The following is a 26,898-nucleotide window of genomic DNA, read 5'->3' on the forward strand; positions in this document are numbered from 1 at the left end:
GAACCGGCACGAGCCAGCGAAGCGGCGCATCTGCCGCTCCTGATGGCCGTCTGGCACCAGTTCGTATTTGAAGGCTTGAAGTCGTTGCATGAATCAATGATACTTTGGTCTATGAGAGATGACAACGATATTAGGCGCAGTCGGCACTGCGTGTTCAAGATGCACGTCCATTTGGTCTTTGTGGCGAAGTATCGCCGCAATGTGTTCGACGGCTACGCCGTCCGCGCTATCCTTCCCCGCCCTGAACGGCGGGGCTTGTCGCGCACAGGGTCAAAAACATTATCGTGACCTCGATTGGTGATTTGTTAGGGTTCCCTAAATCGTTGATTGTGAATTTTTTCGTCAAGCATGTGAAGAAGATGGTACCGAATTGGCAATTGGCCAACGTTATCCGCCTTCCTGATGCTTTGAAAAAAGGCGATAAACAACCTTATCAAAAAGTGTCATTAACCCATGATGATATTGCGTTTTTGCAATACACCGGCGGTACGACAGGGGTATCGAAAGGGGCAATGCTGACCCACGGTAATATTGTCGCCAATATGTTACAGGCCGGCGAATGGGTGAAGCCGGTGGTGCGGGAAGGGCAAGAGGTGATTGTCACGGCTTTGCCGCTGTATCACATCTTCTCGTTGACAGCGAATTTGATGATCTTCACCGAGATCGGCGCCTTGAATATCATGATTACCAATCCACGCGATATTCCAGCCTTTATCAAGGAGATTAAGAAATACCCAGTGACCGCGATGACAGGGGTTAATACCTTATTTAATGCTTTGTTAAATCACCCTGAGTTTAAGACTGTCGATTTTTCAACTTGGCGTTTGGCATTAGGTGGGGGGATGGCAGTGCAAAAGGCGGTGGCGGATAAGTGGAAGCAGGTCACCGGTGTGCCATTGATTGAGGCGTATGGTTTAACAGAAACCAGTCCTGCCGCGTGTATCAATCCGCTCGATTTAAAGGAATATAACGGGACGATTGGGGTGCCTGTGCCTTCGACTGAGATTGAAATTCGCAATGCCGAAGGGCAGCCGGTGGCAGAAGGTGAGGCGGGTGAGTTGTGGATTCGAGGCCCGCAGGTGATGAAGGGGTATTGGAACCGTCCAGAGGAAACGGCGAAGGTGATTGATAGTCGTGGTTTCTTGGCGACGGGTGATATGGCGATGATGACCGCAGATGGGTTCGTGAAGTTGGTTGATCGCAAGAAGGATATGATTTTGGTGTCGGGGTTTAATGTGTACCCGAACGAGATTGAGGATGTGGTGGCGACGCATCCGGGGGTGTTGGAGGTGGCATGTATTGGTTTGCCGGATGAGAAGTCGGGTGAGGTGGTGAAGGTGTTTGTGGTGAAGAAAGACCCTGCGCTGACCGAGGCTGATGTGTTGCAACATTGCAAGGCGAATCTCACGGGGTATAAGGTGCCGAAACATATCGAGTTTCGCGCTGAATTACCGAAAACCAATGTCGGTAAAATCCTGCGCCGTGCATTACGGGATGAGAGTTTAAAAACCGCAGCGAATTAACTCGCCAGTTGTGTCAAAAAAATAGGTGGGCACCGTTCTTGTGCCCACCATTATCCTAAGCTGGCTGATTTCGGTGGAAGGTGGATAAGCGCAGCGCATCCACCAACCTTCTTCACCGTTGTTACAAAAAACAGAAAACCATGGTTTAAAAACGAAAATCATATTGATTATTTACGGCAAGCTTTCAGGCGAATATTGCTTGAAAAGCCTTTTGTAATTAAAGCTATTGTGATTTTACTGGATCACCTGCACTATATTTGGAAGTGATTTGGTGGATGCGCTACGCTTATCCACCCTACCAAACTAACTCTGAGCCAACTTCAATTAACATAGCATCTGGAATAGCTGATTTAACATCACGGATTGCACTAATAATTGCTTGTTTAGCCGATGTTGATTCACGAATGAATTCAAGTGCTATTTTGCCTGGTGTTCCTATTCCAATTAATGCATCATCACAACCAGCTTCGGCAAGTTTTTCTATTAGCTCATCAACTGGATCTGACGGGATTTTGAATTTCAAGGTGAATTCGTATTCCATGATTTATTCCAAGTCTTTTTTTAGCTCGGGACTAAGCTGGTGTAGGGTGGATAAGCGTAGCGCATCCACAACCTTCTTCACCGTTGTTATAAAAAACAGAAACCCATCGTTTAACAACGAAAACCGTATTGATTATTTATAGCAGGCTTTCAGGAAAATATTGCTTGAAAAACCCTTTGTAATTAAAGCCATTGTGATTTTACCGGATTACCTGCACTGAATTTGGCTGAGTGATTTGTTGGGTGCGCTATGCTTATCCACCCAAAAAAATCTCTGATGAACGTTGATAGGGTGGGCACTGCTGTTGTGCCCACCTGATTCAGCTGCGTTATTCTGGTTTTAACAGCGGTAAGTTGTTGGCTAGGGTTGAGAATCCTTTTTGCTTAAATACATCAACGATCATCTTTTTATAAGCATCGGGGGCGTGTTGGAATGATTTAACCAGTGATTGGGTAGCGGTGACAGCGGTATCGGTATCCATTTTTTGGCCAAAGCTGGCAAATAATCCAACCCACGAGCAAACTACCATCTCATAAAAAGCAAACAGCCACAGCCAACCATCAAACCATGATTTACCGGAAGCAAAAGGAAAGCCGTTGGTAAAGGCATCGTTAACCAACAGATTTTCTAATATGAACTCATGTTGTATTAGAAAATCCCGCGCACCCAGTTCTAACGCTGCTTGATAACGGGCAGTGCTCTTAGCAATATCAAATTTATCTTCCTCAACACCTAAGCTGGTCAGTACCAAACCCAAGACTTTCCTATAGTACTCTGCACTTGAACGTAGCTGTTGTAACAGCAATAGCGAAAGTGCTGCATTCACTTTATCGCTGATATTAGCCTGAATAGCGGCGAATAACTGCGGCCATTCTTCTGTGCCCAGTGAATCAATTAAAGATTCAATTAATTGTGGGATGTTGGCGTGTTGGTTCTGTTGGCGTAGTTGGTCGGCCTGTTCACAGAAATAGCCCAAGACAGCGATGCGTTGCCATAGTGGAATGGTACGGTGTTGCAGTAGGTTGATACAGAAAAAACGGATATCGTTGGCCAACGCTGCATCTTCTGCATGTTTGGTAACCGTTTTTTCAATCAGCTCTTCGCGTACCCGTATCTTGGCTTCAACAAATTGCATGGGCTCGGTCAGCATCAACCCTTTACGCGCTGCTTCTGGACAGGAAAATGTCAGGCTTTGTTGATAGATACCGAATAGCTGTCGGGTATAGCGAGGATAGATAGAACAGGTATGCGGCAGATAGCCTTCGCCAAGTTCTTTTTGGATATGACACAGTTTGTCTGTAGAAAACATGATGCAGCAGCCGGTTTCTTCATCTTGTTTGGCTTTTGCATATTGTCGTTCTCCTGCTTGTGGGCCTCGGTTACGGCTGATGCCATGTGCAACCAACGGCGCAACAACAGGATTGCTGCTTTCTTTTAGGGCAAGATAGCTTTTTTTATCGACTGATACATACCATCCCTTACAGCAATGGTCTTCGCAATCGGGACCTATGCACTGGAACTGTGGCAAGTATTCTGGAACCAGCATCATCTTTTCAACATAGTGGTGCATCTTCAGTTTTCCTTCGCAGCAGCAATTGTCTAATGGTATCGTCTTGTCGCAAGAAAAATGCAATTTTTCGCTAAAGGCCCACCACTGTGGCTTTTAGCGGGATTGTGTCCGTGTTCAATTAAGTTTTAGCGATGTTGCGCCGATAGAGACACAATGTATCAATAGCGCGATTTGGAAATCTACTATGTTTAATGGCAAGTCAATTTTGATCACCGGCGGTACTGGTTCTTTCGGCAAAAAATATGTCAAAACCTTGTTGCAACGCTATCAGCCTGCAAGATTGATTATCTACTCGCGTGATGAGTTGAAGCAGTTCGAGATGCAGCAAGAGTTTAACGATCCTTGTATGCGTTACTTTATTGGTGATGTGCGCGATGGTGAGCGTCTGACCCAAGCCATGCAAAATGTCGATTTTGTCATTCACGCTGCCGCACTCAAACAAGTACCTGCCGCAGAATACAACCCCACCGAATGTATCAAGACCAATATTCACGGTGCTGAAAATGTCATTCGGGCTGCATTGGCCAATGATGTGGAAAAGGTGATTGCCCTATCAACAGACAAAGCGGCCAACCCGATTAACTTGTATGGTGCAACCAAGTTGGCCTCGGATAAGTTGTTTGTGGCGGCGAATAATATGGCCGGTGGTCACCCAACCCGTTTTTCCGTGGTGCGTTACGGCAATGTCGTCGGGTCGCGGGGGTCGGTGGTGCCGTTTTTCCAAAAACTGATTGCCCAAGGCAGCGATCATCTACCGATTACTGATGTACGCATGACCCGTTTTTGGATCACGCTGCAGCAAGGGGTGGATTTTGTACTGAAGAATTTCGAGCGCATGTACGGCGGTGAGATCTTCGTCCCTAAAATCCCATCGATTCGTATCGTGGATTTAGCTACTGCGATGGCCCCTGACTTAGAACAACGGGTGATTGGTATTCGCCCGGGCGAGAAATTGCACGAGATTATGTGTCCTGCTGATGACTCACATTTGACGTTGGAATTTGCTGATCATTATGTGTTGCGTCCAACGATTACCTTTGCCAGTCGTCAAAATCATTTCGAGACGAATGCGAGTGGTGAACACGGTGTGCCGGTTGCCCAAGGTTTTGAGTACAACTCGGGTACCAACCCAGTGTTTATGTCTGTGCCAGAGATTATCGATTTCAACCGTGTTGCCGAGGCTGAATCATGATTCCCTATGGCCGACAAGAGATTACCCAAGCCGATATTGACGCAGTGATTGCGGTCTTACAGTCCGATTTTCTGACGCAAGGCCCAACAGTGCCGCAGTTTGAACAGGCGATTGCCGACTATTGCGGCGTTCGACATGCAGTGGCGATGAACAGTGCCACGTCTGCGTTGCATGTTGCGTGTTTGGCGTTGGGGCTCGGGGCGGGTGATGTGTTGTGGACTAGCCCGATTAGTTTTGTTGCTTCGGCCAATTGTGCTTTGTATTGTGGGGCATCGGTTGATTTTGTGGATATTGACCCCCTTACCTATAACCTGTCGGTGCCTGCTTTAGCCGAAAAACTGGCGCAGGCGGAAAAGGTGGGGCGGTTACCAAAAATTGTTGTGCCTGTGCATTTATGCGGTCAATCGTGTGATATGGCTGCGATTCACCAATTAGCCCAGCAATATGGTTTTAAGGTGATTGAAGACGCATCTCATGCGATTGGGGGGCGTTATCGTGATCTTCCGGTGGGTAACTGTGCTTATAGTGACATCACGGTGTTTAGTTTTCATCCGGTGAAAATCATCACTACCGCTGAAGGCGGTATGGCCGTGACCAATCAGCCTGCTTTGGCTGAACGGATGGCCTTATTGCGTAGTCATGGCATTACTCGCGATCCTGCATGGATGACGCATGAGCCCGATGGCCCGTGGTATTACCAGCAAATTGCGTTGGGATTTAATTATCGGATGACGGATGTGCAAGCGGCATTGGGACTGAGCCAGCTAAGCCGACTTGATGAGTATGTGACCGAGCGACAAGCGAAGGCGGCTTATTACAATCAAGCATTGGCTGAGTTGCCAATTGTATTACCGTGGCAACATCCTGACACATATTCAGCGTTTCACTTGTATGTTATCCGCTTGCAGTTAGATCAGATAAGGGTGTCTCATCGCCAAGTATTCGAGGCGTTGCGTGCTTGTGGTGTGGGTGTGAATCTGCATTACATTCCGATTTATTCCCAACCCTATTATCAACAGCAGGGGATCGCTGGCGCGGCGGACTATCCACAAGCTGAGTTGTTCTATCAGTGTGCTATTACCTTGCCGTTGTACCCAAATTTATCAAGGGAACAACAAGAGCAGGTGGTAGTGGCAATACGAGATAGTGTGTTGGCTTAGGAGGAAAAAGATGAATTTGGCAGTGATTCCTGCCCGTGGTGGCAGCAAGCGTATTCCTCGTAAGAATATTAAGCCGTTTTGTGGTAAACCGATGATTGCTTGGTCAATCGAGGCTGCGTTAGCCAGTGGTTGTTTTGATCGGGTGATTGTGTCAACCGATGATGAAGAGATTGCTGCTGTGGCGCAGGAGTATGGGGCCGAGGTGCCTTTTATGCGCTCGGCAGAGTTGGCGGATGATCATACAGGGTTAATGCCGGTAATGCAGCATGCTATTCTAGCCATAGAAAAAAATGTTACTGTCGATCTTGTATGTTGTTGCTATGCAACTGCACCATTCCTGTCTTTTAAAGACATTACTAAAGCTTTTGAAATAATAAAAGATGCTAAAGACTGTGATTATGTAATCCCTGTAACAACCTTTCCATCTCCTATACAAAGAGCACTTAAAATAAGCAAGAGTCAAACATTAGAGATGTTTGAACCACATTATTTAAATTCAAGATCTCAAGATCTAGAGGAGTCCTATCACGATGCAGCTTTGTTTTCTTTAGGCAAAAAAGGAGCCTGGTTTTCTAATAGGCACCCTTTTTTAGCTAAATCTGTTCCACTAGTCATACCAAGATATCGAGTACAAGATATCGATACCGAAGAAGACTGGGCAAAGGCAGAAACTCTCTTCAACTTAATTAAAGAAAGAAATCCAAATGACTAATTTGAGAAAATTCCTTGATAACCAAGAAGATATTTATTTTATTGCTGAAGTTGGTTCAAATCATAGTGGATCACTAGATGTTGCATGCGAATATATCAAGCAATGTGCTCAGGCTGGTGCGAGTGCTGTCAAATTTCAGTCGTGGAAATCAGAAAAATTAAATAACATTTATGATTTTGAAAAAGATACCCCTTCATATTCAAAAGCACTTCCCGTTCTGAAACAATATGAAATTCCTCAGGAATGGTATCCAGTACTGGCTCAGAAATGTAATGAATACAAAATTGATTTTATCTCAACTCCATTTGATAAAGATAGTGCTGATTTGATTCATAAATCTGGAGTATGTGCTATAAAGATAGCGTCATCAGATATTAATTATTACGATTTACTAGAGAAAATATCTACCTTTAAAGTCCCAGTAATACTGTCAACGGGTATGGCAAATTTAGAGGAAATTAACAAAGCTATCCAAAAAATTGGTTTTGATCGTGAAGATTTAATCTTACTGCATTGTGTAGCTGCCTATCCGCCAGTTACTGAAGATGCTAACTTATTAGCTATTAATACTTTAAAGAAAGAGTTTAATAAGATTATTGGATTTTCCGATCATTTTACTGATCAAATAAAATCTATTAGTGCCGTTTCTCTAGGAGCAACAGTTATAGAGAAACATGTAACTTTCTCTAGAGAGCAAGGAACACCAGACGCTCCATTTGCAATTCTTATTGAAGAAATGAAAGAGCTAATTAAAGTATTAAGATTAGTTAAATCTTCCTTAGGGTCAGGAGAAAAGTTATGTATGCCAAGTGAGAAGAACGGCTTGACTTTTGGTCGAAGAGGTTTATTTGCTGCATCTGACCTAAAAAAGGGCACAGTTCTCAAAAAAGAACACATTTCAGTTGTCAGACCAAATATCACAGATCTATCTGCTGCTGATCTTGAAAGTGTTATTGGACATGTCCTGCAATCTGATTTAAAAGAAGGATTTCCCTTAACAAAAAAAATTATTTGCTTATGAGAAAAATTTACTTTTTTATTGATCTTTCTCCCAGCTTAGGCCTAGGACACTTCTTTCGTTGTCTTGCTTTGGCAGAAGAGGCTCCATCTTTTAATTTAACTCCTATCTTTATAGCTGATGATCAGACTTACCAAGATTTCTTTAGAAGTTGGGATGTTGGTTTCGCTACCTCATCTACTATAGAAAATGATAGTTTTTTTGTCATTGACACTGCAACACAAATAAATAGAGATTTACTTTCTTTTCTTCAATCCAAAAATTCAATAACTACCATTATTGATAACAAAACTTGTCTCGACTTTAAGTTTGATTTTTTTGTTGATGCATTGTTTTCTTTTGAGATTGAGGGCAAATGCCCATTGGCTAAAAAAATATTGGCAGGACTCGATTTTGCAATAGTTAGATCTGCCTTTTCAAAGTCGAATAACTTGCTTTTACGCGAGAGAGATAATTACAAAACTCTAGTTTGTTTTGGTGGCGGAGATGACTTAAAGAGAACAACATTTAGGTTTCTCCAAAAATTAGATCTTTTGGGATATAGGAAAAATGTTGATATAATAGCGGGTGTTGCGTTTGATGAAGTGAAATCAATTACCAAAGGTTGGGTTAATACGGAGGTTATTCGATCTGCATCAGATATGGTGAATTTGATGTCCAAATCAAATTTAATTGTAACTAAAATGGGAGTGACTGTATTTGAGTCTATCTCCTTAGGTATTCCTACTTTGTTAGTAGAGCCAACTGTTGAACACGTAAAGCTGAGTAAGTTTGTTTCTGAAAAAAACAGAAATTGGCCTGCAATATCATTTGGAATAGATAGCGAAGAGAATTTAATAAAAGCTGCCCAAAAACTCATTCGATTAAAAGAACATCCTTCTGATCTAACTGATCTAAAAAATCATTGTTCATCATTTATAGACGGCCAAGGTGCTAGTCGAGTTTTGAGGGAAATGATAACGTATGGGAAATTTTTATGAAAAATCAATGCCCTATTTGCGATAGCTTAAACACGAAAGTTATTTTTGAGATAAAGCATATCGAAATTCTTTATTGTGAGAAATGCACCCACTGTTTTACATCATTAACCATAAGTGAACAGACTATTGATTACTCTAATTTTCAGCAAAGCTATCCTGAAAGTTATTTGTGTAGCGATCAATCGGAAATCAATAGATTGGCTCGATCTAGAGTTAAGTTTGTTGATAAAGTAATAAAAAAATATAACTTACCCCATAATCCAAAGTTATTGGAGATAGGTTGTGGTTATGGCCACTTCTTAAAAAATATCAAACTAGCAATACCTAATCTTTCTTCTTTTGGAGTCGAGCCATCTGAGAGGTGTAGTAACTTTGCTAAAAATAATTTTCAACTAAACGTTGTAGAATCAAATTTCTTTGATTTTGATTTTCACCAGAAAAAATTTGATGTTATATGCTTTTTTCATGTTTTTGAGCATGTTCAGGATGTCTGTTCTTTTTTAGAAAAGGTCAGAGACCTCGCATCAGATAAAGCAATAGTCATTATCGCTGTTCCAGATGCAGAAACGTTAAGTGCTGACATGATAGAATGGGGGTTTCTTCGTCATGGTTGGCACTTGCACACCTTTTCAAAAAAAAGTTTATCCAAAATTGTTGAAAAAAAAGGTTTTAACTTACTAGAGTTAGAATTAGAACCCGTAACCCCTATGTTGAGAAGCAGTTTTTTCTTGGTTTGTTCTCCTAATTTAGTGAATAAAAGTTACGAGGAAAAATTTGAGGCACCAGATAATGTCTTAGGCAATATGATTTCTTTTAAGAAAAAAGTTGACCTACTTAAGATAAGGGTGGAAGAGTTTTTGAAAAAACACACATATCCTTCTACTGAAATTTGGATATATGGTGGAGGAGTTCATACTAATTTTTTGATTGATTTTTTAGATTCATGTAAAGAGATAAAGATCATCATTGATGATGATATAAAAAAAAATAAAACAAAGCTTCTAGGTGTAAGTGTATTGAACTTAGAAGATGCAAAAAGAGAGTTCAATCCTCCTACGGGTATAATTATTTCTTCACTTTCTTCTCAAGAAATAATACATAAAAAGGTAAGGCAAGATAATTTTTTCAAAGCAACAGAGATTTTCTTAATTTATTAACAGAAGGGTTTTATAAAAATGAAGGAAAGTTTTTTAATTATCGTTGGCGGCGGCATTCTATCTATGCCTGCTTATCGTATTGCTAGGGAAGAATTAGGAGTTAAAATCATCAGTTTTGATCAAGATATTTCTTCCCCTGGAATGTTATATGCAGATCTACCAATTCAAGTGAGCACTAAAGATATTGTTGCTGTAGTTCAGAAAACAAAAGAACTTATGAAACATCACTCAATTATTGGTGTATTCACATGTGGTGCTGACGTAGAGGTAACGGTTTCTGCAATCTCTGAAACCTTAGGATTATCAAATACTGTGAGTTTAGATGTTGCTAAACGATGCAATGATAAATTGCTTATGCATCAATTTCTTGATGAAATTGGATTTGATCAAAAACCAAAATATCGTACAGTTCAAAATTTTTCTTCATTAGTTTGTGCCGTCAAAGAAATTGGATATCCTTGTGTTATTAAGCCAATTGACAATTGTGCTTCCAGGGGAGTTCAAATTGTTTTCGAAGAAAAAGAATTAGAGTCTGCTTATGATCTTGCATCCTCATTTAAGATAAATAGTTCGACCAACTTACTACTAGAGGAATATCTTCAAGGATCAAAACATACTGTTGAAATGATATGTTATAAAGGTGATTGGCATGTTCTGTCTATAGTAGACACTCATTACATATCACCCGTTTGGCCATGTGAAATTGGTTTAAACACAACAACCTTAAATCAGCAACAGCAAAATATAGTTACCAACTTTGCTATACATGCAGCTAAATCAATTGGTATTGATATTGGTGCCCATAAGGTAGACATTAACTTATCAGAAAAAAATGAAGTTAGACTGATTGAACTAACGGCTCGTTTATCTGGTGGCTTCCATTGTCAATATGCCTCACCACTAGCGTTTGGGAGCTCCGACATCAAAGCCGCTCTTAAAATCGCAATAGGTTATGATTTGTGTCTGGAAGACATAAAACATAAGTTTAATAGGGGAGCTGCTGTACGTTGTGTTTTTCCTCCGACAGGAAAGATTACGTCAATAGAAGGGGTTGAAGATGCAAGGCAAATGCCTGGAGTTGCAGAGGTTTTTGTTTGGAAAAAAGTTGGTGATAGAGTTGGACCTTATCATAACTCCTCAGATCGCTTTGCATTTGTAATTGCTTCCGGTACAGATACAGAAACGGCAATATCAAATGCAGAACAAGCTATTTTAAAAATTAAAATTCAAACAATTGGAGATCAAGATGAATAGTTATGGTGTTTTAATTCAGGCTAGCCCAGAAGAGATTTTGATGGCCGCTGAACCTAGTGAACTTAATATAATTGAATTAGGATCATGGGAGAATATATCTGATGTTGTAGTTGTTCTTCCAGAAATTAAAGATGTGGATTTGGCAGTTGAAAAGTTAAAACTTTGGAAAGTTAAATTTTTTGTTGGAAATACATATAACGTTGCAAAACGTTTGGTAGAAGCATCAATCAAATTTTTCCCTAATCAAAGTTTTATAGTCAGAGTCCTTTGCTTTTGGAAAAACATAGATTTAAAATATGTTGATTTAATGGTCGAACAAATGGCAAACAGCAGTTATGATTTTGTCACCGGACCAATAGATTTTAACATAACGATGTGTGCTGATATTGCATCCATCGAAAAGATTAATGAAATTGCAGATTTTGAAGGTGATTCTCCTTTAATCAATAGAGCTAGGTTTAATCCATTTGGCTTTATGGATGTTAATAATCAAAAATATAAAGTTTGTTATTTAGAACCTGCCCCTAAGTATTCTTCTGAAAAAGTTAAGCAAGTTCTTTCTTCAAAAAGAAATCATCCAGAGAATGAATTCTTTGGAAGAGATTACGCCGGTTCACGTTACCATTTTCTAATTGATTACATTCCAACTGGTGTAAAAGTATTAGATATTGCTTGTGGTTCAGGTATCGGGACTAATTTGATCAGTCAAAAAGCTTCTTTTGTTTTAGGATGTGACTATGATTCTGAATATATTAAAATCGCTCAAGATAGATTTGGTCATTCTGAAAAGATGCAATTTCTAAGAGCTGATGGTCAGAGTTTTTTGTGGGAAGAAGGTGGTTTTTTTGATGTTATCGTATCATTACATACTTTAGAACATGTGCCAGATGATAAAAAAATGCTTTTAGCCTTAAGAAATAATTTAAAGGATGGAGGACTACTGATATTGGAAGTTCCTCTTCTTTCTAATAGACCTCTCGGTCAACCAATTAATCCATACCATATTAAAGAGTATGGTTTTTTAGAAGTTCATCAATTAGTAGAAGAGTTTGGTTTTTCCATTGTTAGAAAGATTGGTTGTTCTAGAGGATTTACAACTGATGCTAATTCAGCCAGAGATGCAATACAAGTACACGCTGTTAAACTATAAATTACAAATGGTTAGATAATGAAAGTCATTTCTTTTTTTCATCTGAATTTAATGTACTCTTCGATAGAGGTTGAAGATCGTAAGAGTGTCATAAATAATTGTTATTGGCCACTACTGAAATTAATAGCTGAGGGTGATTACTTTATAGGTATTGAAGCCCCTGCTGTAACATTAGAAATAATCAATGACATTGATCCAGACTGGATTAAAGAGTTAGTCAGATTATTAGAGGAAAAAAGATGCGAGTTTATCGGATCCGGATATAGTCAGCTCATTGGGCCTATTGTTCCATATTTGGTTAACAAATTTAATCAAGAAATCGGTTTAGATATATATCAATCGATACTAGGCGTCAAACCAAACATTGTTTTGGTTAACGAGCAAGCATTTTCTTCTAGTTTAGTATCTCTATATCAGGATGTAGGGTATGAAAGTTTTTTAATGGAGTGGAATAATTGTTATCTAGCTAATCCTCAATGGAATCCACTGTTTCAATTCTACCCACAAATTGCTGTTGGAAAAAACTCAGATTTACCTGTTCTTTGGAATGATTCTATAAATTTTCAAAAGTTTCAACGACTTGCTCATGGCGAGATAACACTAGATGAGTATTTTGCTCATATTGAGAACTTTGCTAGCCCTGTTGTTACAGACAACGATTCTTATTTTTGCTTATATGGGAATGATGCTGAAATATTCAATTTTCGTCCAGGTAGATATAAAACTGAAGCGGCACTGTCTAACGTAGATGAATGGGGGAAAATTAAAGAAGTTTATGATAAAATTGCCACAAGTGAGAGTTTTGACTTTGTCTTACCAAGTCAAGTTATTAAAGAAAATTATTTGAAAGAATCATCTATTAATTATTTAATGTTGACTTCAGTGGACCACCCTATTACGGTTAAAAAACAGAGTAAATATAACCCTACTAGGTGGGCTATATCTGGACGCGATGATATTTGGACTAATACTTTATGTTATGAGATATACGAGAAAATAAAATTGAGTAAAAGTATCAATGATTGGAAAAAACTTTGTTACTTATGGAGTAGTGATTTTAGAACACATATTACTGAAAAAAGATGGATTGAATTTTGCCAGGAATTGATTTCAGTAAGGGACAGATTTTCAGAGAAACGTCACTTAACGTCTGATATAAGAACGAAAAAATCTAACGTAGAGGACGCTCATTTTCCTAAAAATTTTTCTAAGGATGGTCGGTTCTTGAAGTTCGAAGGCGAATACCTCAAGATACTTTTCAATCCAAGCAAAGGATTAGCCATTGAGGGATTTTATGATAAAACTGTAAGCCATTCTCGGCTAATTGGTACTATACCACATGGTTTTTTTAATGATATTAGATTTGGCGCAGATTATTACACAGGACATACTGTATTTTCCAGGTTTGGCTATTATCAGCTAACAGATCTTTCAAAAGTTGATTGGATTTTTAGTACTGATCAATCGGGAACAATTAGTATTACCGGTCATATAGAAACATCTATTGGTTCGATTATAAAGACTTGGTTGATTGATGATGCTAATCGCCGGTTACATTTGAAAATTAACTTCAAAAGTAATGAACCAATAGTTGGTTCATTTAGGTTGGGTTATTTTACTCTTGATCCAAACAACTTCTCTCAGAATGAGATTTTCTATGAAACTCATAATGGTGGAGTACAACCTGAAATATTTGAAGTTCAAGAAAAAAGTTTTGATCACGCTGCTGCTGTTTCCTCATTGGTGTCTTGCACAAACATGCTTGGTGATACAGAGGGAAGAATAATTTTTGGCGATCTTAAAAAACAAATTCAAATTGAAGTTGATAAATCGTCATCTAACTTAGCTGTTTTTGTTAAACATCAAAAGATAAAAGAAAAACATCTTTCCAGAGTAGTGCTTAGTGCTATGGAGACAGACGATACTAGCAAACCTAGAATTTTAGACTTGCAGTGTAAAATTTCGATTTCTGCTGTGTTAGGAGAATAATAAAAAAACTGTTTGTGAAAAAGGCCAGATAACTGGCCTTTTTTCTTGGTTAGATTAGTTTTCTGATGATATCAAAAATAAGCTTTTTGTTGACATCACCATGATTTTTACCTGTAGAGCGGTACAGATGGATATTTGGGTTGTCTTGTATCAGGTAATTGGCATGAGTAGTATCCGTCTTATTAAGTTTCGGGATGATAAGATGTAGTTTATCTCCAAGATAATCAGAGTAAGGTCTAAGATCTATTGGTAAAAGATTATATTTGTTACTTAACTGTTTTCGCCAGCTGCTTCTATATTCAAAAAAATTAAAGCCACCATTTTTTAATTCCCAATCCGGGTCTAGTGGTCGTGCTTGTGGAGAAATCGCAATCACGGCATCTGCATTTAATTTAGTGCCAAATTGAATGGCAGCAGAAGCTCCGGCAGATGTTCCAACACAAATAAGCCTTTTTGCTCCAGACTTTTGTATTTTAGACATAATCAACTCTACCCATCTGTCAGCTGATTTGTTTGGAGTTAGAAGGCAACTGCCTAAAGGTCCTACTTGATACCACATTTGCCAGCTATCTCTTACTTGAAGTACGGATACATTGTCAATTTCATTTACTATGTCATCCCATGTAAACTTTGGGTAAAAGTAAGGAGTTACTAATGTAAAAGGCAAGGCGTAACTTACATTTTCTTGGAAAGATATAATTAGGGTCTGTGCTCCTGCTCTGAAATTTTCTTTGACTTCAAAAAAAAGCTCTTCTTGTGATTGTTGAGATAGTAAACTCTTAATCTCTTCTATAGGCCCAACTAGTTTCGGTTTTGGGTCTGATGTAACTAAATATTGGTTAGGGTTTCTCAAAAAATCTTCTATTTTTTTCTCTAGCCGGATAGAGACCGACTTCTTTTTAACCTCTTCAAGCGGGGCTCCCATAATAAGTTGCTCTTCAGCTTCGTGCTCTAATAAAAATAATCCTTTACTTTCTAAGTTTTTCGGTATTGATTCCAGTTCTTGTTTTGCTTTGCTTGGATCGATAATAACCCGAGTTTTATTTGGTGGCGGAGCACCAGTACTCAACCAGCTTTTTAAATCTTTAGCCATTTGGGGTAATGCAAGTTTTACTTCATTAGGAAACGGTACCTGATACATGCGAATACTATGGAACCATGGGTAATATTCTTCACCATGCATGGTCCAAGCTGGATGAAGGCTAAAACACCAAGTTCGGACACCAAGTGCACCTGCTAATTGTAAAACACTGGATGAAGGTGAGATCACTAGATCTAGACATGAAATTAGTGCGGCAGTAGCATCAAAATCATTTTTCAGATCTATATCCGGCCATTGTTTTAGATCAATACCAAACTCATTTCTGATCTTTTCTATTTCCTCATCACATTCTCCATACTGAAGGTTTATCCACTCTATTTTTTTGTTTTCTTTAAGGTCAAGGTGAAATAAACATTCAAGATCCCTGTAAGTTAAATAGTTCTTTTTCCTGGATGCATCACTAATTTGACTTCTCCATATAATTCCGATTTTGAGTTTCTCAGAACTAAATCTTTCTTTCAGTGTATTTTTCCATTCTTCTGAGACATTAATAATCGGATGGCCTGGGAAATCCTTGATTTCTTTCCTAAAAAAGCAAGGTAGCGACCCAATTGGAATATGGTATTTGTAGTCTGTAACATAGGGGTTTAAATCTATTTTAAGACGTGGGTTTTTTCTAACTTCTATTCCGGGAAAACTTCTCTGAAATAATGAAAGTAACCTTGGTTCTGTTTCAAATATGATTCGATCACTACCAATTTTTAGCAATAAATCTGGTAGCATAGTTCCAAACATGATGTGGTCACCAATTCCTTGTTCACTCCATACCATGATTTTATCATTATTTTTTATCTTTTTACCATCCCACAGTTTTGCTTCAAATTTTCTATTGAGTAATGTACTCTCCCTAACTCTATAATTTTTCCATCCCTCTTTAAGGTTTCCAATCGTTAATAAGGCTAGTGACATGTTCCATTTAATATTTTTTTGTATTTTAGTATCAGATGTTTCTTGTAGAGCTTCTTTAAAAATTTCAATTGCATTCGAAACAAGATTTGGCGTAGTCGTATAAATTAGACCTAGTGAAAACTTGAAGTTGATATGATTTTTTTCGTTACTAATCCAATTTTTTAATAGCTCAACAGCAACATCTATCTTGTTTTGTTTAACTGTTAATTCAATAAGTGCAGACGCGTTTAATTGATTAAATTTTTCCTCTATAGAGTTTTTATATATTTTTTCTGCTTCTTCCAAATTGCCCATTTTTTCTTCTAATAAACCCTTTGCGTAATTAATTTCGTCATTAAATCCGCCTCTTTTCTTAAGTGTTTTTATATACTCATTTATTTTTTCTTTTTTATCATATTTTGCCAAAAAATCAATGTATTTTCTTATGGTTTTTTGGTCTCCAACTTGACCTGCAAACCTACTACATAACTCTATTATTTCATACGGTATCTGGTCTTCGTTGTTGGTTTGTTCATAAGCAGTCATAACGACTAAAGGGAATAAATCAAGACTTTTCCATTGTTCAAAATCACTCTTAGCGATTTCTTTTATTTCCTCAAATAAGCTATTGTTGAATAGATTAACCATCTTAAATATTTTGTAAGATGTTTTTTGCGGATCTATTTTTATGGCTTTGTTATAAAAATCATCAGCAAGCAGTGATTTTTTATTTAAATCGAATGCTCTTCCAAGATAAAAATAAGCAACAGCATCGTTTAATTTGAATTTTTCTAAGTACTGCTCTATTTTTTTTTGGCCTGTATGTACATTTCCTGTCTCTATTTCCGCAACTCCAGCGTATAGCAAGATGGATGGCTCAGAATGACGTTCTTTGTTTGAATAATGACTTGTCAGATTTTTTATCTCTTGCCATTTTTCTTCGAAAAATAATTGATCAAGTTCTTTTTTGATACTCTGCATTGTTATATCCTTCAGCTGTTGAACTATTGGAGTTAAAAAATGAGTTTTATGTGCCCCACCTTGCAGCCTTCTTACCTGATTGACTTTTCATGTGTAGGTAGTCAGGAATGCTTAGCTTCATGTTGTGAAAAAAAATTATTTTTCCTGTCAAAGCCTGAGTTAGAACGTTTGACTTCTATTCAAGACCTCGAGCTCTTCTCTCGTGCAAAGTTGGCTTTTGCTAAGAAACTCGAGACTAGCGAACAGAGCTATGCTTTCAGCAGAATGAACCCTAACACGGGGCAATGTTGGATGCTAGATCGTCAAGGGGGATGTCGGTTCTTGAATGAACCAGATACGGTGTCATTGCAACCACAGGTTTGTGCCCAATATCCTGCTGTGACCAAACAAGGCCCAGATGGCGTGCAGCATTTCCTGTCCCCTTCCTGTCCCGAGGTAAGCAAGCTATTTTGGCATAACCAAGAGCTGTTTCAGTTGGAAGTTCAAGAAGTCGAACATCGTTTTACACCTAAAGAAGTCAAACTCGCAAAGGCATTGACCGATCGCTATCTATTGGTACGTGAATTTGGGGCGAGTGTATTGCAGACGGTTGAGCTACCTCTTGAAAAGCGGTTAATGATTTTGTTTTTTGCAACTGAGCAAATTCGTCCTGCTTATGAACGCAATGATGTTGCTGTAATGGCCGAGATACTCAATGACATCATTGGCTTATTGCAACAAGGCGACCCGGCTTTGTCTTTTGAGAATGTTTGGTGTGACCAGCCGTTACACGCCGTATTGCTCACCAAGTTACTACAGATGCGGCACGACAGACAGCAAGGCTCGGTGGGTTACGATGAAGTGTTACAGGATGTCTCGCTTGCCTTTGATCTCTTAGATAAAACCATTCCATTAGATGATCGTGCTCTGGCTGCGATTCCCCGTATTGCAGAAGGCATGGCGGATTTGGCCGATCACTTACAGGATTCTCCTTATTTCTTCGATCAAATTTTGCTCAATCATTGGTTGGCCCACTGTTTCCCTAGCGCATCTTTACAAGGGCTGCGCGTGAATATGTTGGCTTTCTTGTTGTTCTATCTATTACAACGTTTCCTGTTAGCAGCATTGGCGATGGCTTATCACGGCGAAGAATTCCAACGGCAAGCAGCGCGCTGCATGGCCTTTTTCCATCGCGAATGGGTGGATGATTCGCCCATGTTGTTTGCTGCTGCGATGTCGATGGCGGATTCTGACCTGAAAGATCTCTCTAAGATATTGAGTTTATTAGGGGGCTTTGCTGTAGAAAAAAAATAGCAAAAATTTGCTAAAGGTTTTTTGGGTGCTGTCGAAAACACAAACAAGAGCACAGACAACCTTGTTAAGTGCCTCGGTTTAACTACTTCCTCATGCTAGGAGATCACCATGTTTATTAATACTAACGTTGCTTCCTTGAATTCTCAGCGTCAATTGGCTGGTTCCACTGGCTTGTTGGCAACTGCAACCCAACGCTTGTCCTCTGGTTTGCGCATCAACACTGCAAAAGACGATGCAGCAGGGATGGCAATCTCTGAGCGTATGACTGCTCAAGTCAAGGGTTTGGACCAGGCTCGCCGTAATGCAAACGACGGTATCTCCTTGGCACAAACTGCTGAAGGTGCGTTAACTGAAATCGGTAACAACCTGCAACGTATGCGTGAATTGGCTGTGCAAGCAGCTAACTCCACCAACAAAGCTGGTGACCGTGAAACAATTCAAAATGAAATGACTCAGTTGAAAGATGAGGTTCAGCGTATGACTGAACAAACTTCTTTCAATGGTAATAAGCTCTTGGATGGTTCTTTTAATGCTAAAACCTTCCAAGTTGGTGCTGACGCGGGTCAGTTCATCACCATCAAAGAAGTTGGTAATACTAACCTGTCCTCTTTGGGTGGGACTAATTACGTCAAAGGGGCAAGTGCTGCTGTTTCCGCGATCACTTCCGCTGGCTATGCAACAGCTCTGAGCGCAACAGCCTTGAAAATTGAATATGTTGATGCAAAAGGTGATGTACAGAGTATTGCTTTAGGTGCGCTTGATGCAGTGTCTAGTAAAAATGCTCGTGCTGCTCAAGTTGTTGAAGCAATTAATAAGCAAACTGAAACTACCGGTGTCAGCGCAACAATCGACACTGATGGTCAGATCGTAGTACGCTCGAATGGTGGTTTGGGTGGTGAATCAAAAGGTACGTTCGAGTTGGTTGGTTTCAGCGCTGGTACCACGGGTCTGGCAGCCGCAGCAGCAACAGCACGTAGCGGCGATGGTGATAAAGGGATTGTTGATATCACTGTTACTGGTACAGATAGCTCTAATGCAACCAATGCCATTACTCGGATTGACAACGCAATTAAAGAGGTGAATAAGTTCCGCGCTGATTTGGGTGCTGTACAGAACCGCTTCAGCTCCGCAATCACCAGCCTGCAAACCTCTAGTGAAAACATCTCCGCCTCTCGTAGCCGGATTAAAGATGCTGACTTTGCTTCTGAATCTGCATCCTTGGCTCGTGCCAACGTGTTGCAACAAGCGGGTACTGCAATGCTGGCTCAGGCTAACCAACAGCCACAGCAAGCTCTGCAGCTCTTGCGTTAATCTGAAAAAGAAACAGCCACCGCCCCGCGCGGTGGCCCGTTTTCGAACAACCCGGCGCGGGAGCCTCCCCCGTCGGGTTTTTCGCGTAAGGAGCCTTGCTCATGAGTACAATTCCCCCCATCAACAGCAACAACTTGCCGTCCTATTCGCTGCCGCAAGACACGAACAGCCGACCAGTTTCTTTGCCTGCCTCGCAATCGTCTGCCCCGACGGTAGAGGTTTCCAGCGATGCTGTGCAAGCTGTTTCCAGTGCACAGAAACAACAAGCACTCCAAGCCAATCCACAAGATTTACAAGACGCTGCAGAAAAAGTACAAAAAGTGGTGCAGATGTACGCGAGCGAATTGAAATTTTCGGTCGATGAAGACTTGGAGATCCCTGTGGTAAAAATTATCAATACCGCGAATGATGAAATCATTCGACAAATCCCCTCCGAGGAAATGTTAGAAATCGCTAAGAGTATTGATAAAATCGCTGGCATGTTTGTAAATCAAAAAGCCTAAATGTTTTGCTTTTTGAGCATTAAAAAAGCTACCTCTTTGTTAAGGTAGCTTTTTTATTTTCAACGTGTCTGGTTATTGATGACTGTCAAAAATGGATTGGACTGTTTCCAAAAAATCATCTGCAAAGCGTTTTGCATCAAACAGGGTGGATTGAGCGAGTTGTTGCCGCATCTGGCTGCGTAAACTGCTGAGTCTTTCCTGTTGTTGGCTGAGTTGCACGGCTTTAGCAACATATTCTGCTTCGCTGTTAGCGACAAAATCCGCCAATCCTGCTGCATGTAATAAACTTGCCCCTTGGCTAGCAAGCAAACTGTCGCCTGCCAGTGTCAATGTCGGTACACCCATCCATAATGCTTCGCATGTCGTGGTTCCCCCTGGATACGGGAAGGTATCTAAAATTAGATCCACCTCTGCATGAGCTGAAAAATAGGCCTGTCGATTAACCGATGGCAACAATCTGACACGATCAGCACCAATACCAAATCTTGCTAAGCGTTGTTGTGTTTCCGCAACCAAATCAGCATCAGCAAACTGCATACATTGCCAACGTAACTGTGCGTTTTCCACTTGATCAAAAATATCTGCCCAAACCGTTAGCACCTTATCGTTAACTTTACTCAGATGTTGGAAACAACCAAAAGTAAAGAAAGCATTTTGTTCAGAGGGGAGGCTTGAAACAGCAGGGGCATCTTCTGGTATGGAAAAACACAATCGCGTTTCTGGTAAATAACACAGTTTCTCGGTAAATTGAGACTGATTATTCTCCGGCACACCCACTCGATCCACAAAAATATAATCCATTTGCTGCACACCTGTGGTGGCAAAATAACCTAGCCAAGATGCTTGTATCGGTGCTGGTTTATAAGCAAAGACAGGTAATCGATTGAGGGCGGTATGACCAGACAAATCAATTAAAAGATCAATTTCATGGCTCTTAATTAAATTTGCTGCTGATAAATCTGATAACCCAGAAATGTTGTGCCATTCTTTAAAATGTTTTTTGAGCTCTGTTGAAGTGGCATCTTCAATCGCTGAATTGCTATAAGCAAACCACTCTAATGAAGTTTCTTGAGTCAGATAAGGTAACACATCAACTAAGAAACGGCTTACTGAATGTTCTCGTAAATCACCCGATATAAAACCGATTCGTTTATTGTCTTTCCGTGGGTGATCACTTTGTGTTTGTGGTTGTAGATGCGTGTTCAACCACTGGCCATAGTCTGTTGCGCTATAGATTGAATTTTTTTCGGTGACAAAATTCAGGCAGAAAAGTAAGTTGCTATATGCTTGTGGATAGAACGGATGATTGGCTATTGCCTGTTCGAAACAGTGTTTAGCGAGATCGAACTGACCTTGCAGCAGGTATGTTTCGCCTAATCCGTTTTGTAACATACTGGTATCTGGCGCGATGATCAGGCCTTCTTTAAAAGTATGCTCCGCTTGCTTGTACTGATGTGCCCCTTTTTGGGCATTGCCTAAATTGTTGTAGGCTTCAATAAAATTTGGATTGATGGCAACGGCTTGCTTAGCATATTTCTCCGCTTGGCTATAGTCACCTAGGCGACTCAGTAACGAAGAAAGATCGCTATAAGACTCTGCCAGATGAGGATTTAATGTGATGGCTTTTTGATAAAAAAGCTTTGCTTCTTCAAGTCGTCCCTGTTTTTGTAAGATATGTCCAAGATTATGATAAAGCGCGGCATCTTGTGGTGCCAGTTTAATCGCTTCAATCAGAATAGACTCAGATTCTTGATGTTTTTCTTGCTTTTGTAAACAAATGCCAAGGTTTAAATAAGCATTGACATAATCTGCTTTAATTTGAATCGCTTTGCGGAAGCATTTTTCTGCTTCTTGTAATTGACCATTTTGATCAAGTACCAATGCAAGGTTATTCCACGCTTGAACAAGATTAGGCTTTGTTCGTAATGCTTTGCGATAACAACTTTCTGCTTCGGCTAAATTGCCGCTAGTTCGAAACAAATTACCCAGATTGCTTTGTGCTTCAGCATTCATAGGATCGAGCTGTACCGCCCGTTTTCCTGCTGAGAGTGCCTGTTCAAGATGGCCTAACATCTCTTGTGCAATGCTGATAAATTCCCATGGAAAGCTGTGATGGGGGTGCTTGCTGGCCAGTGCGGTTGCTTTGTTGAGCAATGCTTCTGCTGTTTCGTGGTAGTAACTTTGGATAATGGCATCCATCTCAGCGATAGAGGGTGTGCTGGTTTTGCCTTTTTTACTGCTTTGTTGGCTTTTTGATGATTTATTTTTCGACATGAATTGTCCTTGCTTTTCAAAGGGATGAAAGCTTTGCCCAAGAGGAAAGTGCTTTAAGTTTTTGCCGATTTGGTCGATACTTCGTTCATAAATCCATTTTTTGTTTGAGGTGCATTATGGCGATTACATCTGCTGGCATAGGCTCTGGTTTGGATATCAACGGTATCATCAGTCAGTTGATGTCTGTTGAATCTCGACCTCTTTCACAGCTTAAAGCGAAAGAATCAAAAGAGCAGCAAAAATTATCCGCCTATGGTCAGGTCAAAGGCGCGCTGTCCACCTTCCAAAATGCTGTGAAAGCTTTGCAAGACAACGCGAAATTCAGTGGTACCAAGGTTTCGACAAGTGATAAGGACTTTTTGAGTGCCTCAGCAGGTAATACTGCTCAAGCGGGGAGTTACTCTGTGGAGGTCATTGACCTTGCCCAGTCTCATAAAATTGCTTCTGGTACGTTTTCCAACAGTAAAACGGCCTTGGCTACTAATGGTAAAAATTTAACAGTTGAGGTTGGCACTAAGAAATTAGAACTGAGTTTTGACGCCGATCTGACGTTAGAAGAGTTACGCGACAAAATTAACAAAGAAAAAGCCGGTGTGACTGCTAACGTTGTGAATGATGGCTCTGGCTATCGTCTGACGCTGTCTGCGACTGATACGGGCGCGGCTAATACCATTAAAGTGTCTTCGACATCCAGTAGTTCCGATTTAGATAAATTGTTATATGCCGGTGGTGGTGGAATACCAAGTGCTTCTAATGCTGGACAAACACAAGCTGCTCAAGATGCCCAGGTCAAAATTGATGGTTTGACCGTGACTGACAGTAGTAACACCCTGACTAAAGCGATTGATGGCGTAACACTGACATTAACGAAGAAAACAGAAGCAACTAAACCTATAACCGTTACTGTGACCAAAGATACCGGTTCAGCCAAATCCCTAATTGAAGGTATTTCTAAATCATATAACGATTTAATGAAAACCTTGGATAGTTTAACTTATTTCAAAGCTGATACAGCAAAAGCAGGCCAATTGGCAGATGCTGGTATTTTGAATGGTGATAGTAGCATTCGGTCTATTCGCTCTCAGTTACGTGCTTCGTTCTCAACGCAAATTTCAGGCATCTCAGGTGACTATTCTTTGCCTGCCTCGGTGGGGGTTGGATTTGATGCCAAAACTGGCAATATGACCATTGACTCAACCAAGTTGACTAAAGCATTAGAGGCCGATCCTCAGGCGGTGATGAAGCTGTTTACTGCATCTGGTAAAGCAGCTGATACTGGACTTAATCTGGTTACTGCCAACAATAAAACTAAAGCAGGGGATTATGAAGTTGTTCTGACCGATGCCCCTTGGGTTCTTCAGGGTAGTGCTGCAGCCGGTGGAGGTGTTGGTGCAGCAGCTTTTGCTGGCGAATCAATGGTCATGAAGGTTAATGGTGTTGCTGCAACAATTGATTTAGGTGCAGCGTTTTCTGGTACGAATAGTTCGACCACTGATGTTGTGAACACTTTACAATCAGCATTAAATACCGCTTTCGGTTCTAACGTTGTTTCTGTGTCCCACAATGGTTCCAAATTTGAGTTTACTGCAGCGAAGCAAAACAAAGACAGCCGAGTTGAAGTTACCAGCATTGGATCATCAGCTGCAACTTATTTTGGTTTGAGTAATGGCAGTATTAGCCCAGCTAAAGTAGCCGGTACGATTGGTGGTATTGAGGCCTTGGGGGATGGTATTACCTTGACAGGTTCTACTGGTAAAGATACCGAAGGCTTAAAGATCGAAATCACCGGTGGAGCCTTGGGTTCGCGTGGCACGATGACAGTGACTAAAGGTTTTGGTTTCGCTATCGATGATGCTATTGAGTCAATGGTGAAAAAAGGGGGTATGCTTGATTCTAGAACTGAAAGTATTAACTCCACAATTAAAACGCTTGGCCGTGAGCAGGATGCGTTTCAAACTCGTTTAGACCAAACAGAAACGCGATTGCGTAACCAATTTAGCCGTCTTGACTCCACTTTGAGCCAAATGCAACAGATGTCTACCTACATGCAGCAACAATTAACGATGTTGTTACGCTGACAATCGGGCGGGGGATAGTTATGATAGCGTGTAACGATCTCCCGCTTGTTTTTTCTTGTTGAAGATGCCAACTATGCTGAACAAAAACCCTTATGCTGCCTACACACAATCTGCACTAGAAACAGAAGTGATGGTTGCCAGCCCTCACAAACTGATTCTGATGTTGTTTGATGGTGCGATACAGGCTATCGCAAATGCGCGTCGCTTCCTGCAAGAAAAAAATATCCCTGAAAAAGGACGCATGATCAGCAAAGCAATTGCAATTGTTGATGAAGGTTTGCGTTTGTCTTTGAACAAAGAGGTTGGTGGTGAACTGGCAGAACAACTCGATGCACTGTATGAATATGTCAGCAATATTCTGTTAGAAGCCAACTTAAACAACGATGATGACAAATTGGAACAGGCCTCTCGTTTGTTAGGAGAGCTGCGTGATGCATGGGAACAAATCAGCCCAACTCGCCAAGCTGCTGAAAATAGTACCGAACCCCCTCCTCGTGCTAAACCAATGAGCTACGGTAATGTCTGACGTCGAACAACGTTATAACGATTTGATGGATGCCGCTTTTGCCTTGCGCGATGCAGCAAGAGCAGAAGATTGGGACAAGGTAGCAGACTTATGGGATGGTTTTCTGCTGCAATTTGATGCACTGCAAAGCTACCAAGCCAACAATCCCGATTGGGCCGAACATCGCCTAGGTAGCCGCGAGTTTTGCGCTGATCGCCTACGGCAAATTATCGATTGCCACGAAGAAGTTAGCCATCTTGTTCGTGACCGCCATCAGGTGTTGCGAGAAGAACTCGGCTCGGTTCATACCACGGCCAAACTGCGCCAAGCGTATAAGTAATCTCCTCTCCAATGGCGAGAATTCCCCTCGCCATTTGCCTCTCCTCATCATACTTCTTACTTTAATATTCCTTCTGCGTAGCCATTGCTAACTCGCTATAGCACAATACAATCCCCATATCCTTCTCAATCATCTATTGATGAAAGACTGTACGATGTCGCGCAAAAAACTGCCGATCGGCATTCAAACCTTCAGCGAGATTCGCCAGGATCGTTATTACTATGTTGATAAAACCGAACTGGCTTACCAGTTAGTGAATGAAGGAAAACATTACTTCCTCTCGCGTCCACGTCGCTTCGGTAAAAGCTTGTTCCTCGATACCTTGGCTGAACTGTGGGCGGGGAATGAATCGCTGTTTCAAGGGCTATGGATTCACGATAAATGGGATTGGTCGCTGTCTTATCCAGTGATTCGGATTAGCTTTGCCGAAGGCGTAATGCACTCGCCTGAAGCATTACAAGAACGAATTCAGCATATTTTACAGTCCGAGGCAGAACGGTTTGGGCTGAGCTATCGCACCCCCTCGATTGTCGATCGCTTCATTGATTTGATTCAGCATGCACATCAAAAATCACGGCAGCGAGTAGTGGTGTTAGTGGATGAATACGACAAACCAATTCTGGATAATCTGACCAATCCAGCACTAGCGCAGTCGATGCGAGATGAGCTGAGAAATTTATACTCAGTGATAAAAGGTCAGGATGCAGTGATTAAATTCGTGTTCCTGACTGGGGTATCAAAATTCAGCAAAGTGAGTTTGAGTTTGTTTTCTGGTTTAAACAACCTGAATGACATTACCCTCGATGCAGAGTATTCGGCAATTTGTGGTTATACCGACTACGACATTGACACCGTTTTTGCGCCAGAACTCACAGGGTTAGACCGTGAACAGATTCGCGAGTGGTACAACGGTTACAACTGGCTAGGTGAGTCGGTGTATAACCCGTTTGATGTGCTGTTGTTATTCCAAAAGCGTGATTTTCGGCCTTATTGGTTCGAAACCGGCACGCCTACTTTCCTACTCGATTGGATCAAAACACATCATGTGTGGCTGCCGGAACTGGCAACCTTGCGCCTCAGCGGTGATCTATTACAAGCATTTGATGTTGACATGATGCTCACTGAATCGTTGATGTTCCAAACCGGCTATCTGACGATCGCCAAACGGGACTATCAATTCGGTGAATATCTCTACCAACTGCGCTATCCAAACCGCGAGGTCTATCAAAGCTTTCACAATAGCGTGTTGTATGTCCTTCAGCCGGATGCCGGCCAAAGTAGCCGCACCAAACATCAACTGGGGCAGCTATTACTGAAAAATGACTTTGCTGGCATGGAAGCCCTATTCCATAGCCTATTTTCCAGCATTCCCTACGA

At 40.8% G+C, this 26,898-nt stretch carries 21 protein-coding genes and 2 pseudogenes; 18 read left to right on the forward strand and 5 right to left on the reverse strand.

Features of this window, described 5'->3' with window-relative positions:
• Positions 1-90: helix-turn-helix domain-containing protein (locus G465_RS16535; RefSeq protein ID WP_155846516.1), on the reverse strand; the 90-nt coding region annotated here is incomplete at its 3' end.
• A gap of 21 nt (positions 91-111) precedes the next feature.
• On the opposite strand from G465_RS16535, the pseudogene G465_RS15780 reads away from it, so the two are divergent.
• Together G465_RS15780 and G465_RS14080 are read left to right on the forward strand one after the other, a co-directional pair.
• Positions 112-231 (forward strand): annotated as a pseudogene (locus tag G465_RS15780) (IS200/IS605 family transposase); the annotation flags it as partial.
• 35 nt (positions 232-266) lie between these two features.
• A pseudogene (locus G465_RS14080) lies at positions 267-1,523 on the forward strand (AMP-binding protein); the annotation flags it as partial.
• A 295-nt stretch (positions 1,524-1,818) separates the two neighbouring features.
• Here the strand turns inward: G465_RS14080 and G465_RS14085 are convergent.
• Both G465_RS14085 and fliB (G465_RS0108405) read right to left on the reverse strand, forming a co-directional pair.
• On the reverse strand, positions 1,819-2,064 hold the full coding sequence (locus G465_RS14085) for a DNA-binding protein (protein WP_022654030.1): 246 nt from the start codon (positions 2,062-2,064) through the stop codon (positions 1,819-1,821).
• A 328-nt stretch (positions 2,065-2,392) separates the two neighbouring features.
• Complete coding sequence (gene fliB, locus G465_RS0108405; RefSeq protein WP_022654031.1) at positions 2,393-3,634, reverse strand: flagellin lysine-N-methylase; 1,242 nt, start codon at positions 3,632-3,634, stop codon at positions 2,393-2,395.
• Positions 3,635-3,818: 184 nt separating this feature from the next.
• Here fliB (G465_RS0108405) and pseB point away from each other — a divergent pair, with 184 nt between their 5' ends.
• The 9 genes from pseB to G465_RS0108450 are packed head-to-tail and all read left to right on the forward strand — an operon-like array spanning position 3,819 to position 14,246.
• Complete coding sequence (pseB, locus tag G465_RS0108410) at positions 3,819-4,826, forward strand: UDP-N-acetylglucosamine 4,6-dehydratase (inverting) (protein WP_022654032.1); 1,008 nt, start codon at positions 3,819-3,821, stop codon at positions 4,824-4,826.
• Positions 4,823-5,986, forward strand: coding sequence for a UDP-4-amino-4,6-dideoxy-N-acetyl-beta-L-altrosamine transaminase (pseC, locus tag G465_RS0108415; RefSeq protein ID WP_022654033.1), 1,164 nt, complete (start codon positions 4,823-4,825; stop codon positions 5,984-5,986). Before pseB ends, pseC begins: the two co-directional genes overlap by 4 nt.
• A 10-nt stretch (positions 5,987-5,996) precedes the next feature.
• Positions 5,997-6,698: a pseudaminic acid cytidylyltransferase gene (gene pseF / locus G465_RS0108420; RefSeq protein ID WP_022654034.1), complete on the forward strand. Its 702-nt coding sequence runs from the start codon at positions 5,997-5,999 to the stop codon at positions 6,696-6,698.
• Positions 6,691-7,719 carry an N-acetylneuraminate synthase family protein gene (locus G465_RS0108425; protein WP_022654035.1) on the forward strand — a complete coding sequence of 343 codons (1,029 nt, stop codon included), beginning with the start codon at positions 6,691-6,693 and terminating at the stop codon, positions 7,717-7,719. The genes pseF and G465_RS0108425 overlap by 8 nt, the downstream gene beginning before the upstream one ends.
• The gene (locus G465_RS0108430; RefSeq protein ID WP_022654036.1) at positions 7,716-8,696 is read left to right on the forward strand and encodes a hypothetical protein; all 981 of its coding nucleotides are present in this window, start codon (positions 7,716-7,718) and stop codon (positions 8,694-8,696) included. Before G465_RS0108425 ends, G465_RS0108430 begins: the two co-directional genes overlap by 4 nt.
• A complete protein-coding gene (locus G465_RS0108435) occupies positions 8,693-9,853 on the forward strand; it encodes a class I SAM-dependent methyltransferase (protein WP_022654037.1) in 1,161 nt (386 codons plus the stop codon). Before G465_RS0108430 ends, G465_RS0108435 begins: the two co-directional genes overlap by 4 nt.
• An 18-nt stretch (positions 9,854-9,871) precedes the next feature.
• A complete protein-coding gene (locus G465_RS0108440) occupies positions 9,872-11,107 on the forward strand; it encodes an ATP-grasp domain-containing protein (protein WP_022654038.1) in 1,236 nt (411 codons plus the stop codon).
• The gene (locus tag G465_RS15085; protein WP_022654039.1) at positions 11,100-12,257 is read left to right on the forward strand and encodes a bifunctional glycosyltransferase/class I SAM-dependent methyltransferase; all 1,158 of its coding nucleotides are present in this window, start codon (positions 11,100-11,102) and stop codon (positions 12,255-12,257) included. The genes G465_RS0108440 and G465_RS15085 overlap by 8 nt, the downstream gene beginning before the upstream one ends.
• Positions 12,258-12,275: 18 nt before the next feature.
• Positions 12,276-14,246, forward strand: a complete 1,971-nt coding sequence (locus tag G465_RS0108450; RefSeq protein ID WP_022654040.1) for a polysaccharide deacetylase family protein — start codon at positions 12,276-12,278, stop codon at positions 14,244-14,246.
• A gap of 49 nt (positions 14,247-14,295) precedes the next feature.
• On the opposite strand, the gene G465_RS0108455 is transcribed toward G465_RS0108450, so the two are convergent.
• Positions 14,296-17,217, reverse strand: a complete 2,922-nt coding sequence (locus tag G465_RS0108455; RefSeq protein ID WP_022654041.1) for a glycosyltransferase family protein — start codon at positions 17,215-17,217, stop codon at positions 14,296-14,298.
• Positions 17,218-17,265: 48 nt separating this feature from the next.
• On the opposite strand from G465_RS0108455, the gene fliB (G465_RS0108460) reads away from it, so the two are divergent.
• From fliB (G465_RS0108460) to G465_RS14095, 3 genes are all read left to right on the forward strand, one after another.
• Positions 17,266-18,510, forward strand: coding sequence for a flagellin lysine-N-methylase (gene fliB / locus G465_RS0108460; RefSeq protein WP_245556773.1), 1,245 nt, complete (start codon positions 17,266-17,268; stop codon positions 18,508-18,510).
• Positions 18,511-18,618: 108 nt separating this feature from the next.
• Entirely contained in the window at positions 18,619-19,821 is a 1,203-nt protein-coding gene (locus tag G465_RS16370) for a flagellin N-terminal helical domain-containing protein (RefSeq protein WP_022654043.1), read from the forward strand.
• Positions 19,822-19,922: 101 nt separating this feature from the next.
• Positions 19,923-20,324 (forward strand): flagellar protein FlaG, encoded by a 402-nt coding sequence (locus G465_RS14095; protein ID WP_022654044.1) that lies wholly within the window; start codon positions 19,923-19,925, stop codon positions 20,322-20,324.
• Positions 20,325-20,396: 72 nt separating this feature from the next.
• On the opposite strand, the gene G465_RS0108475 is transcribed toward G465_RS14095, so the two are convergent.
• A complete protein-coding gene (locus tag G465_RS0108475; RefSeq protein ID WP_162138822.1) occupies positions 20,397-22,397 on the reverse strand; it encodes an O-linked N-acetylglucosamine transferase family protein in 2,001 nt (666 codons plus the stop codon).
• Positions 22,398-22,714: 317 nt separating this feature from the next.
• Between G465_RS0108475 and fliD the strand changes: the two genes are divergently transcribed.
• The 4 genes from fliD to G465_RS0108495 all read left to right on the forward strand — a co-directional run.
• Positions 22,715-24,676, forward strand: coding sequence for a flagellar filament capping protein FliD (fliD, locus tag G465_RS0108480; protein WP_022654046.1), 1,962 nt, complete (start codon positions 22,715-22,717; stop codon positions 24,674-24,676).
• A gap of 73 nt (positions 24,677-24,749) precedes the next feature.
• Positions 24,750-25,202 (forward strand): flagellar export chaperone FliS, encoded by a 453-nt coding sequence (gene fliS / locus G465_RS14100; protein WP_022654047.1) that lies wholly within the window; start codon positions 24,750-24,752, stop codon positions 25,200-25,202.
• On the forward strand, positions 25,195-25,521 hold the full coding sequence (locus G465_RS14105) for a flagellar protein FliT (protein WP_022654048.1): 327 nt from the start codon (positions 25,195-25,197) through the stop codon (positions 25,519-25,521). Before fliS ends, G465_RS14105 begins: the two co-directional genes overlap by 8 nt.
• Before the next feature lie 154 nt (positions 25,522-25,675).
• Positions 25,676-26,898: ATP-binding protein (locus tag G465_RS0108495; RefSeq protein WP_022654049.1), on the forward strand; the 1,223-nt coding region annotated here is incomplete at its 3' end.

This window comes from Aquaspirillum serpens DSM 68 (assembly GCF_000420525.1).
Taxonomy (GTDB): domain Bacteria; phylum Pseudomonadota; class Gammaproteobacteria; order Burkholderiales; family Aquaspirillaceae; genus Aquaspirillum; species Aquaspirillum serpens.

Coding starts and splice junctions, on each gene's coding strand:
- G465_RS14085 (WP_022654030.1), bottom strand. CDS start 2,064: ATGGAATACGAATTCACCTTGAAATTCAAAATCCCGTCAGATCCAGTT.
- fliB (WP_022654031.1), bottom strand. CDS start 3,634: ATGCACCACTATGTTGAAAAGATGATGCTGGTTCCAGAATACTTGCCA.
- pseB (WP_022654032.1), top strand. CDS start 3,819: ATGTTTAATGGCAAGTCAATTTTGATCACCGGCGGTACTGGTTCTTTC.
- pseC (WP_022654033.1), top strand. CDS start 4,823: ATGATTCCCTATGGCCGACAAGAGATTACCCAAGCCGATATTGACGCA.
- pseF (WP_022654034.1), top strand. CDS start 5,997: ATGAATTTGGCAGTGATTCCTGCCCGTGGTGGCAGCAAGCGTATTCCT.
- G465_RS0108425 (WP_022654035.1), top strand. CDS start 6,691: ATGACTAATTTGAGAAAATTCCTTGATAACCAAGAAGATATTTATTTT.
- G465_RS0108430 (WP_022654036.1), top strand. CDS start 7,716: ATGAGAAAAATTTACTTTTTTATTGATCTTTCTCCCAGCTTAGGCCTA.
- G465_RS0108435 (WP_022654037.1), top strand. CDS start 8,693: ATGAAAAATCAATGCCCTATTTGCGATAGCTTAAACACGAAAGTTATT.
- G465_RS0108440 (WP_022654038.1), top strand. CDS start 9,872: ATGAAGGAAAGTTTTTTAATTATCGTTGGCGGCGGCATTCTATCTATG.
- G465_RS15085 (WP_022654039.1), top strand. CDS start 11,100: ATGAATAGTTATGGTGTTTTAATTCAGGCTAGCCCAGAAGAGATTTTG.
- G465_RS0108450 (WP_022654040.1), top strand. CDS start 12,276: ATGAAAGTCATTTCTTTTTTTCATCTGAATTTAATGTACTCTTCGATA.
- G465_RS0108455 (WP_022654041.1), bottom strand. CDS start 17,217: ATGCAGAGTATCAAAAAAGAACTTGATCAATTATTTTTCGAAGAAAAA.
- fliB (WP_245556773.1), top strand. CDS start 17,266: ATGTGCCCCACCTTGCAGCCTTCTTACCTGATTGACTTTTCATGTGTA.
- G465_RS16370 (WP_022654043.1), top strand. CDS start 18,619: ATGTTTATTAATACTAACGTTGCTTCCTTGAATTCTCAGCGTCAATTG.
- G465_RS14095 (WP_022654044.1), top strand. CDS start 19,923: ATGAGTACAATTCCCCCCATCAACAGCAACAACTTGCCGTCCTATTCG.
- G465_RS0108475 (WP_162138822.1), bottom strand. CDS start 22,397: ATGTTAGGCCATCTTGAACAGGCACTCTCAGCAGGAAAACGGGCGGTA.
- fliD (WP_022654046.1), top strand. CDS start 22,715: ATGGCGATTACATCTGCTGGCATAGGCTCTGGTTTGGATATCAACGGT.
- fliS (WP_022654047.1), top strand. CDS start 24,750: ATGCTGAACAAAAACCCTTATGCTGCCTACACACAATCTGCACTAGAA.
- G465_RS14105 (WP_022654048.1), top strand. CDS start 25,195: ATGTCTGACGTCGAACAACGTTATAACGATTTGATGGATGCCGCTTTT.